The following is a 21,039-nucleotide window of genomic DNA, read 5'->3' on the forward strand; positions in this document are numbered from 1 at the left end:
TGCCCTACAATGGTCTTGCCTGCATCAATCAAGTTATAGACCTGCTCGTTTGCGGTGCCTTGGCTTGGACTTACTTCACTGTAATTGCCACCAAACGCCTCTGCGTATTTCTTAAGGAATTGAGCTTTATCCGCGATCGCCATTGGCTGTTCGCCTGCTTGCGCATCGATGAACTCAAGGCTTTGAATTTGGTTTTTGGCCATTTTCATGCCGTATTTACCTTCAAGATAACCAAAGACCAATTCATCACGAACTGTCGGACGCTCTGCCAGATTCGCGGCAAAAGCAGTCTCGCCATTCAAGCGTTTTGCAAGGTCGTGCTCCCATTTCACATCGCGAGCGAACACAGCCGGTTCAAAGCTAGCAACTTGACGAGAACCATGGGCCGTCAAACTGTGATCTGCATTATCAACCAACCATTGGTTCACAAAGACAGTCATCAACAAAACAGAGGCGATAGAAAGAATAAGAACTGCTTTTTGTTCTTGAGCTTTATCTTGCAATCTCTTTTTCAAAGATTTTTCTTTCGGAAATTCAATCACCTTAGCGTTCCCCATTTGATCTCCCTCGGCAATGTTATCGTCATAAATTGTCATTGCCAGGAGTGTGCCGATGTAATTTCTAATATATTCTTTATCGTCGACTATTGCATGTACAGTCGCACAAAAGCTGTTTGACGTTCTATTTTGATTATCTCATGTTGACACACAAAAAGTCAGCTAGACCACCCTCTAGTTCCTTTCGCGTCAGGATTATTTAAGCAAGAGAAAGCCATACGGCCGTACCGCGAAGTCCCTGCGATAAGGATTCAATCCTAAAGAGAAAGAATTTCTTCGATCCAGGAATCAATACCAGAGCGCATTTGCGGAAGTTTGTAATATAAAGTCTTGGTTACAGAAACGCCCTGCCCCTCAATGCGACGTCCCTGGGCACTTTCGTAATAGGCTTCGGGAATTGAAATTTGCACACCTGGTGAGACCTCATCCATCGGATACCAAACCCCCACCAGAAGCTCACCACGAGTCGGCGCACCCGCGATAACAGCATGACGAAATTCTCTTAACGCCAAAGTCACCATTTCAGCCACTGATGAGCTTTTGCCGTCCACAAGGACCTTCAAAGCGCCTCGAAAACATTCCCCTTTGTGGTAGGTCTTAAGAATCACGCGATGATGCTTTTCTAAAACGGCAAGTTGATGTTCATCTTGCAAATCATCTGGCAATAGTGCTTCAGACGCATCTAAAGCTTTAGGTTTAACCAAAGAACCAATCTCTTGAGGCTCACACATCAAGATGGAAAGAAAACGCAAACCCGCAACAAAGTTTCCGCCAGCATTTCCTCGCAAATCAATGACGGCTATTTTCGCCCCAAGCAAGTTCGTCGAAATTTTCTTCAGTCCTTTGTCATCAAAAAATTCAGATCTAAAAGAAGGAACACGAATCACTAACTGTGATCCCCGTCTTTCAAAAGTCGGCGAGTCATCACGTTGAAATGTCCCCGCTTTCATTTTCAATTCAAGAGTCTTATCACCCCGACGAACTCGGTAAAGTCCGATATCGCTTGCCGCAGTCCATGGACTGGGTTGGCCTCCGTTAATGGATTCAACGATGTCACCTTTTTTAAATCCAGCTTTTTCAGAGGGTGATCCTTGATGGACCTTAAAGACAACGAATTCACTTTCAACAAAGTCCCCTTCAAGACCTGTCTCTGTAGATTCACCTTTCCAGATATTCTTCACTTCATTAGCATCATAGATTTCCAAATGCGAGACTTTGAGTAGCTCAAAAACATTATTCATATCCTGCAAAATCATTTTCTTTGCAGAGTACGGAGAAACCAGATGGCTACGGCTGTGACAGACTTTCAGCCAATCTTTTAATTTCTCTTCAGGCAAGTATATTTTTTGAGCGACAAAATCACAGACTATTGGGTATGGATTGACAAAAGTACGCTGCACGGCGAATTGATAAGCGCCGAAGGCACAAGCCAAAGCTAATAAGGCAGCGACAATCATTTTCATTTCAACTATTCACCAAAAAAGAAAAATGGACTTCATCAGAAGTCCATTTTCTGTTCTTTGATATTTCTTCAGTGAATTAAGCAGCCACTGGAGTTGATTTCTTCTTGCGAGCCGCAGAAGGATCAATGTGGTATTGCTTCACTTTACGATACAAAGTCGCACGGCCGATACCCAAAGCTTTAGCAGCTTCAGTCAAGTTGCCTTTGTATTGAACGATCGCATTTTCAATTGCTTGCGCTTCCAACTCTTCCATCTTTTGAACGTTAGAAGAAGTTGTCGTTGCAGATGGGAATTGAAGTACATTGCCACCAGCATCAGTAGTTACAGGGCTGTTGCCTGATACCAATGCAGGCACACCCGCTGCAAGTTGTTGTCTGAAAAATGCGTTATCCAATCCTTCACGCCATTGCGCTGAAGAATAAGCATGAACAGTTACATCATGGTTCTCCCAGTACTTCTTTGCGCTATCTACGGTTTCCTGGTTATCGCTCACCACGATCATTACTGTGCGTGACATTCTAGTCCTCCCCTTTTGAAACATTAACAAATCGTATTTGACTCACTTTGTACCTATCGGCGTTCCAACGTGAGACTAAAGAGCCAGGAAGAATTTTTTTTTGAGACACTTTAAAGGGGCTAAATTACTAGACTTTCTTACTAGCCGACGAAACGTATTGCATTTCAGGTTCTTTTTGATCCGCCAGATTTCAATATATTAGAGACAGTCCACAATCCTGGACCATCTTGATTCGAAGAGTGATTTTGAAACGACCCTTAACTCAACATGAACTCAGCTGCGAAATTTGCGTGAATGATCGTCGTATCAAAGACAGGAACGCTGGCATGTTCGCAAGAGATCAACATGCCAATCTCAGTACAACCTAAGATCACACCCTCGGCCCCTTGAGCAACAAGGTCACTGATCACATTCTTAAAGAACTGACGAGAATCTTCGCGAACCACACCTACGCACAGCTCTTCAAAGATGATCTTGTTAATTTGCGCCCGTGCGTCTGCATCCGGAATCAATGTCTCGATTCCAAACTGCGCTGCCAAACGATCACGATAGAAACTTTGTTCCATCGTGTAGCAGGTGCCAAGCAAAGCCACCTTCTTAACTTTTTTTGCATGAATTGCCTGAGCTGTCGCATCGGCAATATGAAGTAGCGGAAGGCCGCTGTGATTTTCGATTTGCTCTGCAACTTTATGCATGGTGTTTGTGCAAACGATAATCGCCTCGGCACCAGCATTTTTTAATGAGACAGCCGCTTCGCCAAGAACTCGGCCTGCCCCATCCCAGTCACCTTGTCTTTGCAAGTTTGCGATTTTTTGGAAGTCCATACTGTAAAGCATGAGCTCCGCAGAATGAAGGCCACCTAATTTGGTTTTGATATGTTCATTGATCAATCTGTAGTAAGGAACTGTTGATTCCCAACTCATACCACCTAATAAACCAATCTTCCTCATAGGTCCCCTCTTGCGTTTTCGATTTTACTAATGACTCAACTGTCATTTTGGAGACCAAAACAGTCAAGCCTCATCCATGACACAAAGCCGCTGCTAGAGCTATTTCTTCGCCCGGTAACCTTTGCGATAGCTTTCTTGCATAATAACTTACGACCTATTCACTGCCCTTTTGATAGTGGCACCGCTACAAACACTCCGAAATCAAAACACAAATCATTCTTTAAGGAGAATTTATGAAATCACTAGCTATCGCTCTTATCACTATCGTTTCTGCACATGCTATGGCAGCACAAACTTACACTTATGACTGCCAAGGTCTCACGACAAAAGTCATCGTTGGCGACGTCAAACCGACGGTTAAATTGAGCTTTAAAAACCAAAACGATAAAGGCATCATCAACATCGCTTCTAACAGCTCTTTAAAGTCAGAAAGCGAAGACAATGCCTTGGACTTTGTTAACTTCGCATATCCGTCAGGAGATGCTTATGTCGAAGCAGAAAATCAAACTGGCGAAGAGGGCTTTACTTTCACTCTTGCTAACGAAGCTTTGCAAGGTGCTTCGACTGTGAAAGCGACGACCACGTACTATAGCGAATTCGCAGCGAAACCTGACGTGGAGACATTGACTTGCACATTGAAATAATGATTCCGCGAGACAGATAGATTAAATAAAAAAGGCTGTCATTGCGACAGCCTTTTTTATTTCACGTTTTATGTACTAAAAACCGAAATTAGATCTTGTTACTTCGACGAGATCGAAGTGTAGGCCTACCGACGACCCGACTTGATCTTCACTTGAAGTTTAGAAATCAAGTGAACCGCCATTTTTTCCTGAACTTTACACATTTTAAGTTCATCGCGACGGTAAGATCTTTGAGAAGGAGTCAAAGTTCCTGTCTCAAGCTCCATTTCATAATCCAACTTAGAAGAACGGATACCTTCCAATTCTTTCGTCTGTTGTTTGAAGAGCTTTGTTACGCCAGACAATGGAGCAACTTCGATCCACTCTTCTTTACCACGGTACCAGCTCACCATTCTTAGGAAGCGAGCTTTATTCTTAGCCAAAGTGAACTTTGGATAGCCAGTGTCTGGCAACTCAAGGATGTTCTCGATTTCATCAAGATTTGTATCATCCTCTTCGCCTTCCATTAAAAGGCTGCCCGCCATTTGCGCTAGGGCTGCTTCACTTTCAAGGTCCTCATCCATATCTGCTTCAAAAGCAGAGGTTTTCTTCATCTCTTTTTCGTTCTCCATATCGGAGTCGAATTCTGTATCGATCTCATCGGCCTGCATGTTAGTGCCTGGATTAGTCAAAGCGAGCCTCCCCAAAAGTGCCATTCATTTTTAAAACTGATTGAGTGGCCAAGGTTATCTCGCAACTTTCAAAATGACACAATATGTTAATCGCATGAAAAAAGGTGAAAATAACAAATTCCGCCCTGTGAACACGAAAACCTATCTTATTTTTTGAAAGGTTTTCGTGCGTACACTTTGATCACTTTCTAGGGGTAACCAGCCACATCTACGCGGAAGCCTCCGGCTTTTTTCCAAAAATACTTCGCGGATGCCTTCACAGTAATTTTATAAATAGGTCGCGCATCCAACGAACTTGTGCGTGTATTCCCGTTCCCTAAGTCACCTGGAAGCATGTAATCCATACGCTCGTCGAAATAATCAGCATATTGAATACGCACTTCTTTGATTTCAATTGTATTACCGATCCCTGTAAGAGAGATACGCGCCAAACGATTCATGCCCGTCGTAGGATAGAAGGTAAATTCACGCTCTTTAAAACGTGTGAGCTGCCCAGACCCTAACGAATATCGCGTAGGCGTTCCAGTGGGTGGCGGCAATGGTTGCTGCGGTGGCTGATTTGGTGGGTATTGTGGAGGCTGCTGTGGCGGAGGTTGAGGATTCTGTTGCCCCGGATCATCTGGCAACGGTTGCGGTAGATCCGCAAAAGTTGCTTGCATGCAGAAAACGGTTGCAACAAGAACGAGCCACTTCATACACCCTCCGAGTTCAAAAATTAAAGATCAAAATCTCTAATATTTGAAAATAGGAGGGTTGCTGACGTTTTGAAAATCTAAAGTGACTTCTTGTTTTAAATCAATCCCAACGGAGATGTTTCACAGATTCACCGGAATCCCGAAGCTCGCGCAGAGCTTCAATTCCAATCGTGATGTGCTTTTCGACAAAATTCGCTGTGACTTTCTTATCACTTTCCTCTGTCTTCACACCGTCCGGGATCATTGGGTTATCTGAAACAAGCAACAAAGCTCCACGAGGAATTTCGTTTACGAAACCTGTGACAAAGATCGTTGCTGTTTCCATATCCACAGCCATAGCTCGAGTTTTAGCCAGGTACTCTTTGAAATGGTCATCGTGTTCCCACACGCGACGATTTGTTGTGTACACAGTCCCTGTCCAATAATCGCAACCATTTTTTGCGATCATGGAAGATACCGCTTTTTGCAAACGGAACGAAGGCAACGCCGGGATTTCAGCTGGAAGATATTCGTTACTTGTTCCTTCGCCGCGAATCGCTGCGATTGGCAGGATAAAATCACCCAGTTGATTTTTCTTTTTTAAACCACCACATTTGCCTAAGAACAATACGGCCTTTGGCGAAATTGCCGTCAACAAATCCATGCATGTTGCGGCCAAAGCACTTCCCATACCGAAATTGATGATTGTGATGTTTTCCGCTGTCGCTGATTGCATCGGTTTATCGATACCGCACACCGGGACATTGAAGCGCTCCGCAAATGTCTTTACGTAACCGCCAAAATTTGTCAGCAAAATATAATGCCCGAACTCTTCCAGAGGCACACCTGTGTAGCGAGGCAGCCAATTCTCTACGATTTCTTTTTTTGTTTTCATGCTACTCCTCTATTTTTCTCTTACTTTTACTCGCTTGATTAATTGATCAAGTGTAGCATTCTTTTTTGAGAGAGAAAAGAGGCTACCTATGAGTTCTACGCAAAATGATATCCTTATGGAAGTTGCCCCTCGCATGGTGAGCTTGGGTGGGGGCAGCAATGTGCATCGCATGATTCCTTACCGTGAAAAACGCATGGTAGGACCTTTCATTTTCTTCGACTATCTGCCTTCCACAGAATTTGGCCCCCAGCAGGGCATGACTGTTCGTCCTCACCCGCACATCGGCCTTTCAACGCTCAGCTACCTTCTCGAGGGACAAGTTCTTCACCACGATAGCGGCGGCAATAAACAACTTTTAAATCCTGGCGACGTCAATTGGATGACAGCAGGTAAAGGGATCGCACATTCGGAAAGAACCCCGGAAGATGTGCTTAATAAGCCTCACCGTTTGCATCTGTTGCAGTTTTGGGTTGCCCTTCCCGTTGCCGAAGAAGACCGGGAGCCCTCTTTTAAGCATCATCCCCAAACCACTATCCCAAGTTTTAAAATGGGTGACGCTGATGTTTTGTTGATTGCAGGCGAAGCATTCGGAAAGAAATCTCCGGTGGATACTTACTCGCCGTTGTTTTTCATGGATGTCCGCCTGAAGAAAGGACAGACGTTCGAGTTTGCTCCGGAAGCTCATCATGAACTCGCATTTTTTGTAATTACAGGAAATTTGCAAATGAACGAAAAATCGATTCCAACAGATGACTTCGTGATCTTAAATCATGATTCAAGTTTAAAGGTAACGGCCCAAGAGGATTCGCACTTCATGGTCCTAGGTGGCGAACCTTTTCCCGAGGAAAGATTCATTTATTGGAATTACGTTTCGTCTTCAAAAGAAAAAATTGAACAAGCAAAGACCGCATGGCGGAACAAAACCTTCCCGCAAGTGCCTGGTGAACCAGATACGATTCCTCTTCCTGAATAATGAGTTTCAGTTGAACACTTAAAATGTGAGATAATTTTTGGACACTATGGACATGGGCTGAATCTCATGTCCTAGCCCTCGAAGATCTCCCGTGCCGCCGAAAAGTAACACACAATGACCTTGGCAAGGGAGATGAAGTGGAAGACACAAGTAAAGTTCTTGTTATCAGAAGAATCAGAAGCTCAGAGGAGAGCTCCTCGAGTAATAATGCACCCGCAGTGAGCTCTTCGAACGAAATTGTGGTCGAGCTTGGAAAAAGAAAGTTAGAAGAACTCATTCAATTGATTGTCGACTATCCTTCCGAAGTTTCTGTGAGTGTTATTCAAGGTTCGCGCACAACAGTTTACAAAGTCGATTGTAGTCAAAGGAACCTCGGAAAAGTCCTGGGCAGCAAAGGAAAAATGATCACAAGTCTTCGCAACGTGATCTTGGCCTTGACTGCGCGCCATGGTATCCGTTCTGTCATCGAGGTCCCCTATTACGAGAACGTAGAGAATCCTTGTAAATAGTAAGGGCTGTAAATGATTCTTGACAGCTAGACTCTCGAAAGTAGGATCTATCAGATAGGCTTTCGCTATATGACGACCAAAGAGCTTATCGAAATTGATCCTGCGGCCCTTCGAAAATTTTTAGAGAATCAAAATCTTTCTCGACATGAATTTGCAGAACGCCTTGGAGTTTCAACCAAGACTGTTCAACGTTGGGTGAATGAATCTGTTCGCAGAGTTCGCCCCGACACTCTCGAAAGGATAGCCGGAGTTTTTAAGACCACCCCTGATCAATTATGCAAAACATCTGTACCGATCGAGACGAGACCCATCAACCGCGCCTTAGAAGAAATTTGCAGCGAAAATTTTCTGAATCGTATTCGTGCAGGTGACGAGTTTCCCAGTTATCTAAAACTGCTTAAATCTTTTAATCCTTCAGAACTTTGCTCGGCACAAAAGCTCACTCTTTTCATTCATATCGGTCTGACTTCATTTCACTTACAGAAGACGAAATCAAGCCGCCTGTATTTTGATGAAGCACTTAAAATTGCGAACTGTTTGAATGAACCGGAAAAGGCCGTTTCAATTTTGACGTGGTCTGCCCTGCGTGAAAACTTCAGCGGTAATCACCGTGAGGCCATAGATCTTATCGATCGTAGTGAATTTTTTTTGCCGCAAACGCAAGGATCTCTGTCAGCCCGCTGTGAATTTCTTTTCCGCAAGGCTCAAGTTCTTTATCAAAGTGAAAATCCCGTGGCAGCCATCCCGATGATGCGCGAATGCATTTTGCTTGAATATAAAATACACCCGACCATCGACGCCTATAAATTAGGAGTTAAATATTTTCACCTTAGCGAATGTTATCTGCGCCTGCGTGACTACGGGAATGCACGACGTGCCCTTTTGAAATCTTATAAAATGGCCGAAAAATGCGGCTGGGTGCGTGGCCAATCTTATAGCCACTACAGTCTTGGCATCATCAGACTTTTCAAGCGCGAAGAACCAGAGCATGTTCGTTCATCCATGAATAAAGCACGGCAATTGAAAGCTTTCACAGGTCCGCAACGGATTAATACAAAGGCTGAGCATCGAGAATTCATCTATCTCGTACAACAGCAAAAATTCGATGAGGCCAAAGCCATGGTGCTTTTCAATATCCGAAACTCGCGTCGTTATTCTTATTTTTTAAGTTATGCGATTTTGGACGGTTTGTTCTTTGCTAAGATTGCTCCACTGCACCTACAAATGCGACCAAGCCTCATCGCAAGAGCAGAAGACTATTTCCGCCGAAACAATCTTCCGCAATCCTTAAAGACGCTAGAGCAACTGAAATCCAAAGAGCAGATCACCTTTGATGAACTTTTAGAACTCTACGTTTTTTGAAAGTTTCGTTTCTGGTCCCTGCTGAATTTTTTGAATTTTAGGTGGCTGCCACGTGCCGTTCAAGGCTTCGGACTTCGGCCAATATAGACGCATGATCAAGTTAAAATCCCCTTCGGGAGCTGGCAGCCAATTAGCCATACGCGGCCCCAATGGCGCCATATTCTGAATCAAAATATCGACAGAGCCATCGGGATTCTTAAACAATCTGCTGCGATCTCCTAAAGAATATCGGTTCAGCGGATTCTTCACAAAGAAGTGATTTTCATCATACAAAGTCAAAGACCAAAAGCCATTCACCGGTGGAGTTTCGTTCTTCGCGAAATGAATTGTATATTTATTTTTTCCATTTAATTGTTGGCCAGAGGAATCTGTCGTTGCCATCGGATAAATAGCATCATCTCGAAGATTTGCACCAAGGCCAACGCGAGCCACTTGCGCACGAGCCATATAGCTTTGACCATATTTTCCGATCACCCGTGGAATCATCCAGCCATTGTGATTATCAAAAAGATCTCCGTCACCCTTTGCAAGACGCTTCATCCCTGCCGCGTATCCTTCTTCGATGCCCTTTTTGACTTCCGGCGGAAGAGTTTCATAGTGAAAGCTCTGCCCTGGGATCAACCCGATTCGACGAAGCTTTTGGACCATGAAGGCATCCTCAGCCAACGGTGGATTCATTTTTAATTCATCTGAAAAATTCGCAAAGAAAGTTGCCGCATCCATTCTTTCCACTTGAGAGACCGGTGGAGTCTTTGCATCAATATTTTCTTTCACACTGACGTTTTGTGGAGGCATATAAGCATCATCTACAAGGTTCAGTGGAATCAATTCAAGACCATCTTGCAGAGAATGTACGTGAACGAGATCTTTGCTCCCCCGCGCGTGAAAACGTCCAATGATCCAAGCATTATTTGTTGGAACTGTGATTTTCTGCATGGATGAAGGAAGTGTCCCTTTCCACTGAGGGCCGACGATGACATATTCTTTGGGACCATTTCCCTCAGTCCGAGATCCCGGCGAAGCGACAACATTGGTCCATGCATCTAAAACCGGAATCATATAAAAGCGATCCGATTCTGTGACACGCATCACAACCGGTTCAGAGGAAAGATCTAACCAAGCTTGGCTGTAAAGTGTGTCTACATTTGGTGAAACTACAGCCTTGGCATTGAAGTCAGGATAAACTCTTGAATGACTGAACTGATTGATGGGGGCTTTCGACTTGGTGACATAAGGAGTTGACGTTGAAACGTCGCGGGTCACGCCCATCAGCACAAGGGGGTATCCGTAAATATATGCTTCGTTAGCGATTTGTGCAGCTTCATCCGCAGAGGCCATTCCCACGGGAGCATTGGACTTTGAAGTTGAACATGAGATCAAAGCCGCGACCGCGATCGACATCAGTGTGCACTCGAAGGATGCTTTCATGATCTTTCCCCACCTATGATTGAAAAAGACTTACAGATCACAGGATAGGAACGAAGTGCTCTGACCTTGAACTTACAATTCTTTAAGTACAGGCGAAGGTCATATCAAAATGTGAAAATGCAGCAGAAAGAAGCTACGCTTGTTGAAGGGCGGCCTTCAGACCAAGAAATGCAGGTTTGTGGAATGGCTGTCCAAGAGTCACTTCGATAAACCCCACAGCCGCTGCAGCATTCTTAGGGTTTGGATTGTTCACGGATTTCATCACGACTTCGGCAAAGCAATCTGCAAGTGCGACAACCCGGGCGAAAGGGTTCATTTTAAAATCGCGGATGCGACGTGGATACCCCTGCCCCGGAGCATTCTCGTGATGTTCTAGGACTATGGCAATAATGTCGTCTGAAATAGATGGCATTGTGCGCAGGATCTCAACGCCACGATAGACGTGGGATTCATAGATCGCCGCTTGTTCGCGGTTCATCGCATGACGAGGCATCTCGAGAATATCGTCAGGCAATTCCTTCATACCGACGTCATGAAGAAGAGCCCCAAGCGCAAGTTTTTCCAGGTTCGTGTTCATCGTCCATTTCATCGAACGCGCAATGATCACAGAAATTGCCGACACCATCATCGAATGACGAATCAAATCGTCACTCAGGTTCGCCATTAAATTAATCACGAAACTTAAATCTGGCTTATCATCGACCAGGCTTTGAATCGACTTACTGATGATTTTTGAATGCTCTAGAGCCTGATGATCAAAGCCTAGATGTTCGATCTCTTTAAAAATCGAGTCGGCAGCTTTGGATAAGACTGCGGTTTTCTTTTCTGTACTGATTTTATCGCTATCAAGGACAATCCCAGCGACCGTCAATGCTTTGCCCACGCATTTGTGATAGTCGGCCTTGCGAACAAATAAGAACTCTGCTCTTTCAGGAAAATGCATTTGATCAAAGTTGATCTTTGCACCTTCTTTTAAAATCATCACAAAATTTTTCTCAGAGAGTTTTAAGAAAATATCCACAGGGGCCTGGGTGCCAGGGATAAATTCATCTCTGGAGACAGCCATAAAATCATCCGGATTAATGGGAGCACTCTTAATGTCTCTTACATTCGTCATGACTAATACATCGGCAAAACTGGACGAAAGCTATAGAGCCGATGTCTCAGTTTGATTCGGAAAACCTAAAGAAAGCTTAATAAATTTCGTACCTAGCAAAGGGCGCGACTTGAACCCCGTGAAATGAAAGATCAACTGACATCTCATTTCTTAAATTAAGGTCAGCCAGAAAACAGCAGAATTAGGCAATCTTCTTGCACAATCCTGCTATCAACGTCTTGGAATATATCTTAAAATAAAGGCGTTTGATAGGGAGTTGTCATGGTGAAGACAATAAAGAAAAAAGAGCAGTCCAAGGGCCAGGCAAAAAATGTGGCTACTAAATCTGATACCCTTGCTCAGATCACAGCTCTGTTGACCGAACAATTCACTATCGATGGCATGGTGCAGACGAAGATTCCTTTTTTATCTGTGATCCGTGCCTCGAAACCTTCTGACTTGCGCAGTGGGATTTTGACTCCGTCATTTTGTATTGTTGCGCAAGGTGGGAAAAGAATTCTGATTGGTTCCGATGTGATCGACTATGGCATTGGAAGCTATGTGATTTCATCTATTGATCTGCCAACTTCCGGACAGATCCTCGAGGCCTCGTCCACGAAACCCTATTACGGAGTGAAAGTGGATTTTGAACCGAAGGAATTAGCTTCGGTTATGATTGAAGCACAATTAGAAGCGCCAAAAAGAAAGCCCTCTGTGGCTGCTTTTGTCGGCACCGCTGATTTTGATTTTCAGGAAACTATTTTGCGACTCATCAAACTGCTTCAGCACGACGGTGATATTCATTTTTTTGCAAATAACATCAAAAGAGAATTGATCTATCGTCTTCTTAAAAATGATCAAGGTGCGGTGATTTATCAAAATGCCATAATCAATCAACAGGAAGCTGGGATCGGTAAAGCGATTTACTGGATTAAAGAAAACTACAATCGCCCCATCAAGGTTGAACAGTTGGCAAAGGCTGTGAACATGAGTGTTTCAAATCTTCATCATCGCTTTAAAGCCGTAACGACATTTGGTCCTTTGCAATATCAAAAGCAATTGCGTTTGCAAGAAGCTCGCAGGTTATTGCTCGCCGGCGGAGTCGATGCCGCAGGCGCCGCCTTTGAAGTAGGCTATGAAAGCCCTTCGCAGTTCAGTCGCGAGTATCGTAGACAGTTCGGCGCTCCCCCGATGAAAGATATCGAGAATCTACGCAATCTTCCTATAACTGAAATTGAACCAGGATAATTCAACGAAAAAATCATCGCAAAAAAAAACGAGACAACTTCCCCAAAGGAAATTTGTCTCGTAATGCAAACGGCTTCATAGAGCAAGCCACTAGTCTTAACGTTATTACTGACAGTTCAATTCGACAGTACTGTGATTGGTACCAACTCGGTCGACATCGTTTTGTGTAACCAATACGGCTGAGGTGTTATTATCTAACAAAGTAATCTGATAAGTTGTGTTGTTATCCGTGTCACCAACCCATCCCTCAAGGACCGGCAGTGATCCCGGTGAACTTATAAGCTTCAACGTTGTTCCCAAGTAATTTCCTGACGCTTCCAATCCATCATTATTGTAAGAGTAGGAAATAGTGACTCGCACATCAGGTGCTACACAAACTAGATTATGGGTTTTTGTTTGCGCCATAGTGGCGCTAGAACCGAGGATTACAATGAGGCTGAAAACGATACTTTTCATTTTGATCTCCGGGGTTGGATTTGATCCATTTCATAATACAGAAAGGCTCTCTTCTGAAAGAGTTTCCCTTCGTCTGTAAAAATTTACTAAGAATGTGTTCGACGTCTAGGTCAAGAATGGTGCGCTCGGCAGGACTCGAACCTGCAACCCCTTGGTTCGAAGCCAAGTGCTCTATCCATTGAACTACGAACGCATTAAGGTCACCCTATCAACGAAAGGTGTGTTTGGGCAAGTTTTGGAATAATGCAGCCCATCGCAAGTGCTCAAGTTGTGCTCATTTGCGAGTCATTTTCAGAGGCAAAGCATTACGCTAAGGCTTAACGATCAATTGATTTTTAAGCTGATTTTCACCGTGGGAGCTTGCGGGGAAGTGCGTCTTTAGATGATGGCCACAGGCTTCGATGGCTTCCACGAAGCCAAACCCCCAGTTGCCTTTGCCAAGTTGATCACCCAGATTTTTAAGAACCTTGTCCCAGGTTTCATTCGGAAGTTTTTTAGAGATACCTTCATCAGCCAAGATGACAGCCTTTTTTTCCATCACAGAAACGAAAATCAATATTCCTGTGTGATGTTTGGTCTTATTCACCTTATTCGTGAAAAATTCCAAATGAGCACGTTGATGAACTTGCTCGACTTCATCGCGCTCTGGAACTAAAACTTTTTGAATCCAGGGAAGACGACCAATAAAGAACGAGGCATAGTAAATAACGATCACCAAGAATGGCCAAGCATAAACCCAGGGACGAATCCATAGCAAATCACTGTAAGGCAATTCAACGACCACCAATAAAAGCAGAATCAAGAGCGTCAACGTCAGAGGAACATGACCTACCGTCGAAGATCGGCGCACGATAATCGGTACGATTTCGCCGTCGGTTTTTTCTTCTGCCTTTTGTACGGCTTCGGAAATTTTTTGAATGTCTTCGTCAGAAATATATCTATGAATCCAAGCCATAAGTTACTCCAGCTTCCGCACCTGCCGGTGCTACAGCACTGTGGCTGCCGCCACTCCAGCTTCTGTCGCTGCCGGTGCTACAGCACTGTGGCTGCCGCCACTCCAGCTTCCGTCGCTGTCGGTGCGACAGCGCTGTACGCGCACTACCAATTTCCTGAGGCTCCGCCGCCGCTGAAGCCACCGCCTCCGCCGGACCAGCCGCCTCCACCGCCGCTACCACCAAAGCCGCCGAAACCACCACCACCGAATCCTCCACCACCACCGAATCCTCCGCCGCCACCGTAGAAGCGACCACGGCCTCCACCGAAACGACCTAGGATTGAAATGATGATGAGAACGATGATAATCAACCAAAACGGAATACCGCCGCCACCATCGTCATCGTTTGACGAATTGTGGGCTGGCATTCTTTCATCCGCGAATTCTTTATCCGCTAAAGACATGATGTCGGATACACCGGCATACACGCCTTCAGAATATTTTTTCTGCTTGAACAACGGAACGACGTGATCCGCGATGATTCGTTTTGCATAGACATCGGGAATGGCACCTTCAAGACCTTGACCGACTTCGATGCGCATCGCGCGATCTTTCCAAGCAATTAAGAACAAGATGCCATTGTCTTTCTTTTTATCACCCAACCTCCACTTGTCAGTGATTTTGATGGAAGCAGACTCTATCGGCTCCCCTTCTAAAGAGTCGATGATCAAAATTTGAATTTGCGCTTTTCCACGTCGATTGAAGTCGTAAAGAAGTTGCGTCAAATCTTGGCGAGTGGAGCGAGGCAAAAGCCCCACTTCATCCATCACCGGCCCCGTCAGGGTGGGAACCTGAAACTCAGCCCGAGCATTCAAACTCAGGCCGAGAACTAAAGAAAGAAAAGATAAAGCGAAAAAACGCATTAGAATTTAACTTCTGGAGCTTTCTCTGCAGAAGCTTTCTCATCAGGATTTAAATCCCATTGAGGCATTTTTTCAAAGTGGTACATCACAGAGTTTGTCCAGCTTGTCGGTGGAACCGTCACCAGATTGTTAAACTCTTTGATTGACTCGATGTATCTTTGACGAGCCACCGTGATGCGGTTTTCTGTGCCTTCAAGTTGAGCCTGTAAGTCACGGAAGTTTTGATCCGCTTTCAGATCCGGGTATTTTTCAGAAACAACCATCAGACGACCCAAAGCTTGTGACAAACCACTTTGTGCTTTTTGATATTGAGCCAATTGTTCTGGTGTCACCTTCGAAGGATCGATGTTCATCGCCGTTGCTTTAGCTCGAGCCTCTGTGACTGCAGTCAATGTCTCTTCCTCATGTTTTGCGTAACCTTTTACGACATTCACGAGGTTTGGAATCAAATCAGCTCGACGTTTGTATTGGTTTGATACTTCTGCAAGGGCTGCTTCCGTTGAGTTTTTAGATTGCGGGATTGCTTGGAATCCACAACCTGCCAAAAAAGGCAAAACAAGAGCAACCAAAAGGGCTTTCGAAACGAGTTTCATGGGGGAATTCCTCCTGACCTCTTTTGTATCTAAACTCTCAGTGACCCTCAATCAAAACCAGTCTATATTAGGAGAATGACACGGACAATTAAGCTTCGATACACCGAGACAGCCGGCTGCATCTTTATTGACAAGATCGCAGGCCTGAACACGCACAGCCCCGAATTCGGGAAGCGAGGTTGCGTTGAGGTTTATGAAGAGGAGCTAGATCGAAAGCTTTACACCGTTCATCGCCTGGATAAGGCCACATCGGGCGCCTTAGTTTTGGCTACAAGTTCAGAAATCGCTGCTGACTTGACCCGCCTTTTTGAGCAGCACCTTGTGCAAAAGCGCTATCTTTTCCTGACCGATAAAGCTTCTGCGAAGAAAGAATTCACTTACGAATCCCACATCGAAAAAGAGAAGAACTCCTTCGTCAGCCGAACTGATAAAGAAAACAACGCTAAGACAACTTTTAAATACCTACACCCTGTCGGCAATCACCATCTGTGGGAGGCCATTCCTCACTCTGGAAAGCCCCATCAGATTCGTCTGCATGCAGAGGCCAATGGCATTGCCATTTTGGGAGACGCAGAACATAACGGCACTCCCTATCACCGCCTGTGTTTGCATTCATTATCTTTAGGTTTTGAATTAAATGGCGAAAAGGTTTCCTTCGAAACTGACATTCCTATCTGGGCCGAGTCCTCAGAGATTCATTCTCACGAGGAAGACTTGATTCTGGAAGAGGCCTTCGAACGCCGCGAACGCATGTACAAGTTTTCAGAATTAAAAGACGAAAGCCTTCGCTTAAGTCATCGCGAACTCGACACCTATCGTGTTGATCAATATGGCGATTATTTATGGATATATTGGTATAAAGAATCTGATCCCACGGTCCAAGATCTTCTGCGCTTTGAAAGAGTCTCGAAGCGTTGGGGTAAAAAAATTCTTGTGCGCAAAATGCTCAACCGTGGTGAAGACCCTAATGCTGAAATTCTTTGGAATATCGGCAGCACTTCCCCCCGTTGGACGGCGAAAGAAAATGGGGTGGTTTATGAGCTTCGCAGTGACACAGGTCTATCGCCAGGTCTTTTCCTAGATCAGCGCGAGAATCGCCTGTGGGTGCAAGAACATGCTCAAGATCGCCGCGTTTTGAATTTATTCTCTTACACAAGTGGTTTCAGCGTTGTCTCTGCTTTGGCCGGTGCTCAAGAAGTTTGCACTGTTGACGTTTCCTCTAATTTTATTGATTGGAGCAAACGCAACTTCGAATTGAATGGATTGAATCCCGAAGACGAGAAGTATGAATTCTGGGTGAATGACTGCCTGTTATTCTTAAAGGGCACGATCCGCCGTAAGCGTAAATTCGGACTGATTGTTTGCGACCCACCATCGTTTGGCCGCTCGAAAAACAGCGTGTTTTCAATTAGCAAAAATTTCGACGAACTTTTAGTGAACTGCATGTACTGCTTAGAAAAAAACGGTCTTCTGCTTTTCTGTACAAATTACGAGAAATGGACCAGCGGTGATTTGCATTTACGTTTGGAAAAATTAAAGCGAGAATTTTCTTTTAAAATTCTTCCCGCTCCGTCACAAGGATTGGACTTCGAGCTTCCCGACCAGGAACCTTTGATGAAGTCCATCATTCTTCGCAAGAACTAACAGGTTTTCACAAACTCGTTATGGGTAAAAATCGTATTTTACTCGAACGCGGGTTTCGCCCTGCAGCCCCATTTTCGACCCGCTTAAGAATGGAGGAACTTTACGTTTCACTTTTTTGCGACCTTTTGGATAGCGTTTATCATTCACGAAACAATCAAAACGCGTGTCTTTGCATAAAGCCGTAAAATCATCTTTTTGATTCTTAAAAACAAAGGCATCCACAGCCTTGGACATGCGATTCCCCGCTTCGATGTCATCGCTATCAACAACGATACTAGCCTCTTTCGCCGGGGCTCCCTTTTCACTCACAGAAATCTTGGTGCGCTCGGCATGAAAAGCCGTTGTTTGCGCAGAACTGCTCATTTTAGTTTCTCTGCCTGACTTGCTATCGCAGTCACAGTTACAAAATGATTTCTTTAATGAAGCACACGATGAAAGCAAAACCATCAAAGCAAGAACTGATATTAATTTCATTTTTTTATCCATTCTGTCCAAAGCATATCTTTTCCATCCGGATGAGCTTTGGCGAAGTTATAGAACTCTCGCAGGAATTCCGCACGTTCCTTTTGATAGACATAGAGAGCATTATCATGAGCGGGAAGATCCAGTAAGCCGCCGTCATGACTTAAATCTTCGTTGCGCTTTACAATATCTTCCAAAGAATCCGCCTTTGCATTACGAAGCATATCATACATCGCCATAAACAGGGTTGTGCGATCTTTGCCCTCACGACCATGAAAATGCACCCAATTTTTTTCTGGCAATGCCTTTACAGCCTCTAAGAAACGATCGACCTCTGTATCAGAGGGGCGAAGATGGGAAGTCACTGTCAAGCGGATGTATTCGTAGCCACGACTTTGCACGGCACTTTCTTCTGTCTCTAAACTTTGCACATTCTTACCAGCGACATTTGATCCCAACGGAGTATCTAACAGCAATCGGCGTTCTCGTTGAATGGCTTCGTCATGGTTTAAATCTGCAAGACCCCAATCGTTGGGCGAAGACCACGTCATAGGCTTGTCGTTGATGTATCCATGACTTTCCTGACGAAGATCAAACACTGTCAAAGCGGCCTTAACTTTCTTTGCTGGCTTTGCCAAAGTTTTTATCGCTTTCAGACCAAAAGTTGCACTGCCTGACATGTGAAGCTTTTCGCTTTGGCGATAGTTTACAATCCTTGCAGTATCGTAAGAGGTATCGAAGACAACTTCCACTGGCGTTGTCGGCTGAGGAATAGTCAAAAAAAATGCAGGTTTGGTTATTCCACTTTTATCGGTGGACTCAGCATGGGATGGAAAAGGACCCGCCACATTGGATTCTGATTGAATATTTTTTTGCGCACAGGCTGCGACTACAAATGGCACAAGAAGAATTGCTTTTTTCATAGATGGAAACCTCTCAAGAGCCTTGTTGCAGATTGGCTTTTAACCACCCACTTAGAAAGCGTAAAAGATTTCCGTTTTAAAAGCTAGATCTCGCGGGGACCTTTTTAAAAAGGCCAGTTGATTAAGAAAGCATTCCGCGCGAGAAAAGCTCTTGCAGATACTGATAGGCTGAATCCTGAGTGCGCATGTAATAATGAGCACGAAGAATATCTTGTTCTTCAGGCGTTAATGACGCATTTGAGCCCAGACGTTTCAAGCGATCTTGAAAGATATGATACAAAGCCAAGGCCCCCGCCACAGAGATATTAAAGCTCTGCACAAAGCCCGACATCGGGATAATGATGGTTTCATCGGCCGCGGCCACCATCTCGGGACTGACACCGTCTTTTTCATTACCCAAAACCAACGCCGTTTTTCCACTAAAATCGATTTCGTGAAGAGGCTTTGAGCGAGCATCCAAATGAGTCACAAAGATTTTGTAGCCCTGAGACTTCAATGTTTGCACACACTCAGAGGTCTTTTTCCATTTTTTAGTTTCAACCCATTTATCAGCGCCTTGAGTGACGCGAGCCGATTCTTTGAATTTTTCTTGAGTTTCAATGACATGAAAATTGCCGAAGCCCAAACCTTCAGCACTTCTCATGACCGCAGAGATATTTCCGCGGTCATAGATGCTTTCCAAAACCACAGCCGTGTCAAAGTTCCTTTGCGCCACCACGCGATCGATCTTTTGACGACGATCGTCTGTCAACAACGGGCCGATTTTTTCCAGAACCACTTGATAGTTTACTTTCAAGTGAGTGTTAACTTCGATATCCGACCCGTATGGAAACATGTGTGCCCGATCTTTTCTAAATTACTTGTACAAAGACGAAGGATTTTTCGCCAAATCGCGAGTGATATTTTTTTGGTGAGCCTCGATAGTACCACCACCGATTTCAAGCAGCTTCGCGTCTCTCCAAAGTCTTTCAACCACGTACTCACCCACATAACCGTAGCCACCCAAAACTTGGATCGCGCGGTCTGCTACGTTTTTTGCCATTGTTGTTGCAACAAGTTTTACGCCGTCAGAATCCAAACGGTTTCCTTCTTTGTTCAAATCCATACGACGAGCAGTTTCGTAAACATAAGTGCGTGCTGCTTTGTATTCAGCATAACTGTCAGCGATGTAACGTTGCATTTGACCGAAATGATTCAAAGATTTGCCAAAGGCCTCACGCTCTGTCGCATAGCGATTCATGATTTCGATAGAACGACGAGCGATACCCAAGCTCATAGCTGCCAAAGTCAGGCGCTCGATCTCTAGGTTTCTCATCATGTGCAACATGGAATCACCTTCGTGGCCGATCAAGGCTGATTCAGGAACGTGGCAGTCTTGGAATACAAGTTCTGCTGTGTTCGAGCCGCGCATACCCAATTTATCTTTGATCTTTTGTCCAACTTGGAAACCTTTGTGATCTTTTTCAACCAAGAATGTAGAAATCAACGCGCGACCGTGTTTCTCGCCAGTTTTTGCATAGACCAAAACCAGATCACAAGGAGTGTTGTTTTCATCCACTGTCCCATTTGTGATCCACATTTTGCGACCGTTCAAAACCCACTCTTTATCTTTTTTAACAGCGCGAGTTTGCATACCAAGAACGTCCGTACCTACGGCAGGCTCAGACATCGCCATAGCTCCAACCCACTCGCCAGAGCAAAGTTTTGGAAGAACGCGGTGACGTTGTTCATCGCTGCCATTCACCGCGATGTTGTTCACGCAAAGCATCGAGTGTGCAAGATAAGCCAAGCAGAAACCAGGATCAGAAGCAGACAGCTCTTCATGAACGATTGTCGCAGCCGTGGCATCCATCCCGGCTCCCCCGAATTGTTCTGGAACAGTGATCCCCAACAATCCAAGCTCACCAATTTTTTTGAAAAGTGTCAGATTGAATTTTTCAGAACGATCGTATTCGTGAGCTTGAGGTTCAACCTCGGCTTCTGTAAAAGCCTTCACTGTTTCACGCAACATCGCGTGTTCAGGAGTAGGATTGTAGAGGTCGAATTCCTTCCAGTTGAAAGACATGATAAATGCTCCTTTATTAGAGTTGCGAATCTATTGAAAACCATGCTTAGTG

The 21,039-nt window shown here is 44.6% G+C and carries 23 protein-coding genes and 1 tRNA gene; 6 read left to right on the forward strand and 18 right to left on the reverse strand.

The genetic code is table 11. From position 1 onward, the window contains the following. The 4 genes from VF412_RS08265 to VF412_RS08280 all read right to left on the reverse strand — a co-directional run. The coding region (locus VF412_RS08265) for a hypothetical protein (protein ID WP_331338757.1) at nucleotides 1–557 on the reverse strand (557 nt) is incomplete at its 3' end. Nucleotides 558–814: 257 nt separating this feature from the next. Continuing rightward, entirely contained in the window at nucleotides 815–2,020 is a 1,206-nt protein-coding gene (locus VF412_RS08270; protein WP_331338758.1) for a S41 family peptidase, read from the reverse strand. Nucleotides 2,021–2,096: 76 nt separating this feature from the next. Further along, entirely contained in the window at nucleotides 2,097–2,537 is a 441-nt protein-coding gene (locus tag VF412_RS08275; RefSeq protein WP_331338759.1) for a helix-turn-helix domain-containing protein, read from the reverse strand. Between the two features lie 257 nt (nucleotides 2,538–2,794). Further along, the gene (locus tag VF412_RS08280; RefSeq protein ID WP_331338760.1) at nucleotides 2,795–3,487 is read right to left on the reverse strand and encodes an amino acid racemase; all 693 of its coding nucleotides are present in this window, start codon (nucleotides 3,485–3,487) and stop codon (nucleotides 2,795–2,797) included. 233 nt (nucleotides 3,488–3,720) lie between these two features. Between VF412_RS08280 and VF412_RS08285 the strand changes: the two genes are divergently transcribed. Continuing rightward, on the forward strand, nucleotides 3,721–4,131 hold the full coding sequence (locus VF412_RS08285; RefSeq protein ID WP_331338761.1) for a hypothetical protein: 411 nt from the start codon (nucleotides 3,721–3,723) through the stop codon (nucleotides 4,129–4,131). Nucleotides 4,132–4,256: 125 nt separating this feature from the next. On the opposite strand, the gene VF412_RS08290 is transcribed toward VF412_RS08285, so the two are convergent. From VF412_RS08290 to VF412_RS08300, 3 genes are all read right to left on the reverse strand, one after another. Beyond that, on the reverse strand, nucleotides 4,257–4,802 hold the full coding sequence (locus tag VF412_RS08290; RefSeq protein WP_331338762.1) for a hypothetical protein: 546 nt from the start codon (nucleotides 4,800–4,802) through the stop codon (nucleotides 4,257–4,259). A gap of 188 nt (nucleotides 4,803–4,990) precedes the next feature. Further along, nucleotides 4,991–5,497 (reverse strand): hypothetical protein, encoded by a 507-nt coding sequence (locus VF412_RS08295; protein WP_331338763.1) that lies wholly within the window; start codon nucleotides 5,495–5,497, stop codon nucleotides 4,991–4,993. A gap of 100 nt (nucleotides 5,498–5,597) precedes the next feature. Then, entirely contained in the window at nucleotides 5,598–6,371 is a 774-nt protein-coding gene (locus tag VF412_RS08300; RefSeq protein ID WP_331338764.1) for an AMP nucleosidase, read from the reverse strand. Nucleotides 6,372–6,459: 88 nt separating this feature from the next. Here VF412_RS08300 and VF412_RS08305 point away from each other — a divergent pair, with 88 nt between their 5' ends. From VF412_RS08305 to VF412_RS08315, 3 genes are all read left to right on the forward strand, one after another. Further along, a complete protein-coding gene (locus VF412_RS08305; RefSeq protein WP_331338765.1) occupies nucleotides 6,460–7,344 on the forward strand; it encodes a pirin family protein in 885 nt (294 codons plus the stop codon). Between the two features lie 137 nt (nucleotides 7,345–7,481). After that, entirely contained in the window at nucleotides 7,482–7,853 is a 372-nt protein-coding gene (locus VF412_RS08310) for a KH domain-containing protein (protein WP_331338766.1), read from the forward strand. A 69-nt stretch (nucleotides 7,854–7,922) separates the two neighbouring features. Next, nucleotides 7,923–9,215: a helix-turn-helix transcriptional regulator gene (locus tag VF412_RS08315; protein ID WP_331338767.1), complete on the forward strand. Its 1,293-nt coding sequence runs from the start codon at nucleotides 7,923–7,925 to the stop codon at nucleotides 9,213–9,215. Here VF412_RS08315 and VF412_RS08320 read toward each other — a convergent pair. After that, nucleotides 9,195–10,643, reverse strand: a complete 1,449-nt coding sequence (locus VF412_RS08320) for a DUF1254 domain-containing protein (RefSeq protein WP_331338768.1) — start codon at nucleotides 10,641–10,643, stop codon at nucleotides 9,195–9,197. The two genes, VF412_RS08315 and VF412_RS08320, sit on opposite strands and share 21 nt — an antisense overlap. A 133-nt stretch (nucleotides 10,644–10,776) precedes the next feature. Next, nucleotides 10,777–11,709 carry an HD-GYP domain-containing protein gene (locus VF412_RS08325; protein ID WP_331338769.1) on the reverse strand — a complete coding sequence of 311 codons (933 nt, stop codon included), beginning with the start codon at nucleotides 11,707–11,709 and terminating at the stop codon, nucleotides 10,777–10,779. A 312-nt stretch (nucleotides 11,710–12,021) separates the two neighbouring features. On the opposite strand from VF412_RS08325, the gene VF412_RS08330 reads away from it, so the two are divergent. After that, a complete protein-coding gene (locus tag VF412_RS08330) occupies nucleotides 12,022–12,987 on the forward strand; it encodes an AraC family transcriptional regulator (protein WP_331338770.1) in 966 nt (321 codons plus the stop codon). Nucleotides 12,988–13,092: 105 nt separating this feature from the next. Here the strand turns inward: VF412_RS08330 and VF412_RS08335 are convergent, their stop codons facing one another. From VF412_RS08335 to VF412_RS08355, 5 genes are all read right to left on the reverse strand, one after another. Further along, complete coding sequence (locus tag VF412_RS08335; RefSeq protein ID WP_331338771.1) at nucleotides 13,093–13,443, reverse strand: hypothetical protein; 351 nt, start codon at nucleotides 13,441–13,443, stop codon at nucleotides 13,093–13,095. 117 nt (nucleotides 13,444–13,560) lie between these two features. Continuing rightward, a tRNA-Arg gene (locus VF412_RS08340) sits at nucleotides 13,561–13,636 on the reverse strand. A 117-nt stretch (nucleotides 13,637–13,753) separates the two neighbouring features. After that, nucleotides 13,754–14,398 (reverse strand): TPM domain-containing protein, encoded by a 645-nt coding sequence (locus tag VF412_RS08345; RefSeq protein WP_331338772.1) that lies wholly within the window; start codon nucleotides 14,396–14,398, stop codon nucleotides 13,754–13,756. 143 nt (nucleotides 14,399–14,541) lie between these two features. Beyond that, on the reverse strand, nucleotides 14,542–15,300 hold the full coding sequence (locus VF412_RS08350; protein WP_331338773.1) for a TPM domain-containing protein: 759 nt from the start codon (nucleotides 15,298–15,300) through the stop codon (nucleotides 14,542–14,544). Further along, on the reverse strand, nucleotides 15,300–15,893 hold the full coding sequence (locus tag VF412_RS08355) for a LemA family protein (RefSeq protein WP_331338774.1): 594 nt from the start codon (nucleotides 15,891–15,893) through the stop codon (nucleotides 15,300–15,302). The genes VF412_RS08350 and VF412_RS08355 overlap by 1 nt, the downstream gene beginning before the upstream one ends. A gap of 75 nt (nucleotides 15,894–15,968) precedes the next feature. Between VF412_RS08355 and VF412_RS08360 the strand changes: the two genes are divergently transcribed. Then, complete coding sequence (locus VF412_RS08360) at nucleotides 15,969–17,537, forward strand: class I SAM-dependent methyltransferase (protein ID WP_331338775.1); 1,569 nt, start codon at nucleotides 15,969–15,971, stop codon at nucleotides 17,535–17,537. A gap of 18 nt (nucleotides 17,538–17,555) precedes the next feature. Here VF412_RS08360 and VF412_RS08365 read toward each other — a convergent pair whose 3' ends face one another. From VF412_RS08365 to VF412_RS08380, 4 genes are all read right to left on the reverse strand, one after another. After that, nucleotides 17,556–18,011 (reverse strand): hypothetical protein, encoded by a 456-nt coding sequence (locus tag VF412_RS08365; RefSeq protein ID WP_331338776.1) that lies wholly within the window; start codon nucleotides 18,009–18,011, stop codon nucleotides 17,556–17,558. Continuing rightward, on the reverse strand, nucleotides 18,008–18,922 hold the full coding sequence (locus VF412_RS08370) for a protein tyrosine phosphatase (RefSeq protein ID WP_331338777.1): 915 nt from the start codon (nucleotides 18,920–18,922) through the stop codon (nucleotides 18,008–18,010). The genes VF412_RS08365 and VF412_RS08370 overlap by 4 nt, the downstream gene beginning before the upstream one ends. A gap of 121 nt (nucleotides 18,923–19,043) precedes the next feature. Beyond that, complete coding sequence (locus VF412_RS08375) at nucleotides 19,044–19,757, reverse strand: RNA methyltransferase (RefSeq protein WP_331338778.1); 714 nt, start codon at nucleotides 19,755–19,757, stop codon at nucleotides 19,044–19,046. A gap of 21 nt (nucleotides 19,758–19,778) precedes the next feature. Next, nucleotides 19,779–20,987: an acyl-CoA dehydrogenase family protein gene (locus VF412_RS08380; protein WP_331338779.1), complete on the reverse strand. Its 1,209-nt coding sequence runs from the start codon at nucleotides 20,985–20,987 to the stop codon at nucleotides 19,779–19,781. Nucleotides 20,988–21,039 lie beyond the last annotated feature (52 nt).

Origin of the sequence: Bdellovibrio sp., assembly GCF_036384735.1 — a bacterium.
Taxonomy (GTDB): domain Bacteria; phylum Bdellovibrionota; class Bdellovibrionia; order Bdellovibrionales; family Bdellovibrionaceae; genus Bdellovibrio.

Coding starts and splice junctions, on each gene's coding strand:
- VF412_RS08275 (WP_331338759.1), bottom strand. CDS start 2,537: ATGTCACGCACAGTAATGATCGTGGTGAGCGATAACCAGGAAACCGTA.
- VF412_RS08305 (WP_331338765.1), top strand. CDS start 6,460: ATGAGTTCTACGCAAAATGATATCCTTATGGAAGTTGCCCCTCGCATG.
- VF412_RS08335 (WP_331338771.1), bottom strand. CDS start 13,443: ATGAAAAGTATCGTTTTCAGCCTCATTGTAATCCTCGGTTCTAGCGCC.
- VF412_RS08280 (WP_331338760.1), bottom strand. CDS start 3,487: ATGAGGAAGATTGGTTTATTAGGTGGTATGAGTTGGGAATCAACAGTT.
- VF412_RS08365 (WP_331338776.1), bottom strand. CDS start 18,011: ATGAAATTAATATCAGTTCTTGCTTTGATGGTTTTGCTTTCATCGTGT.
- VF412_RS08325 (WP_331338769.1), bottom strand. CDS start 11,709: ATGGCTGTCTCCAGAGATGAATTTATCCCTGGCACCCAGGCCCCTGTG.
- VF412_RS08370 (WP_331338777.1), bottom strand. CDS start 18,922: ATGAAAAAAGCAATTCTTCTTGTGCCATTTGTAGTCGCAGCCTGTGCG.
- VF412_RS08320 (WP_331338768.1), bottom strand. CDS start 10,643: ATGAAAGCATCCTTCGAGTGCACACTGATGTCGATCGCGGTCGCGGCT.
- VF412_RS08345 (WP_331338772.1), bottom strand. CDS start 14,398: ATGGCTTGGATTCATAGATATATTTCTGACGAAGACATTCAAAAAATT.
- VF412_RS08350 (WP_331338773.1), bottom strand. CDS start 15,300: ATGCGTTTTTTCGCTTTATCTTTTCTTTCTTTAGTTCTCGGCCTGAGT.
- VF412_RS08360 (WP_331338775.1), top strand. CDS start 15,969: ATGACACGGACAATTAAGCTTCGATACACCGAGACAGCCGGCTGCATC.
- VF412_RS08375 (WP_331338778.1), bottom strand. CDS start 19,757: ATGTTTCCATACGGGTCGGATATCGAAGTTAACACTCACTTGAAAGTA.
- VF412_RS08380 (WP_331338779.1), bottom strand. CDS start 20,987: ATGTCTTTCAACTGGAAGGAATTCGACCTCTACAATCCTACTCCTGAA.
- VF412_RS08295 (WP_331338763.1), bottom strand. CDS start 5,497: ATGAAGTGGCTCGTTCTTGTTGCAACCGTTTTCTGCATGCAAGCAACT.
- VF412_RS08285 (WP_331338761.1), top strand. CDS start 3,721: ATGAAATCACTAGCTATCGCTCTTATCACTATCGTTTCTGCACATGCT.
- VF412_RS08315 (WP_331338767.1), top strand. CDS start 7,923: ATGACGACCAAAGAGCTTATCGAAATTGATCCTGCGGCCCTTCGAAAA.
- VF412_RS08270 (WP_331338758.1), bottom strand. CDS start 2,020: ATGAAAATGATTGTCGCTGCCTTATTAGCTTTGGCTTGTGCCTTCGGC.
- VF412_RS08330 (WP_331338770.1), top strand. CDS start 12,022: ATGGTGAAGACAATAAAGAAAAAAGAGCAGTCCAAGGGCCAGGCAAAA.
- VF412_RS08355 (WP_331338774.1), bottom strand. CDS start 15,893: ATGAAACTCGTTTCGAAAGCCCTTTTGGTTGCTCTTGTTTTGCCTTTT.
- VF412_RS08300 (WP_331338764.1), bottom strand. CDS start 6,371: ATGAAAACAAAAAAAGAAATCGTAGAGAATTGGCTGCCTCGCTACACA.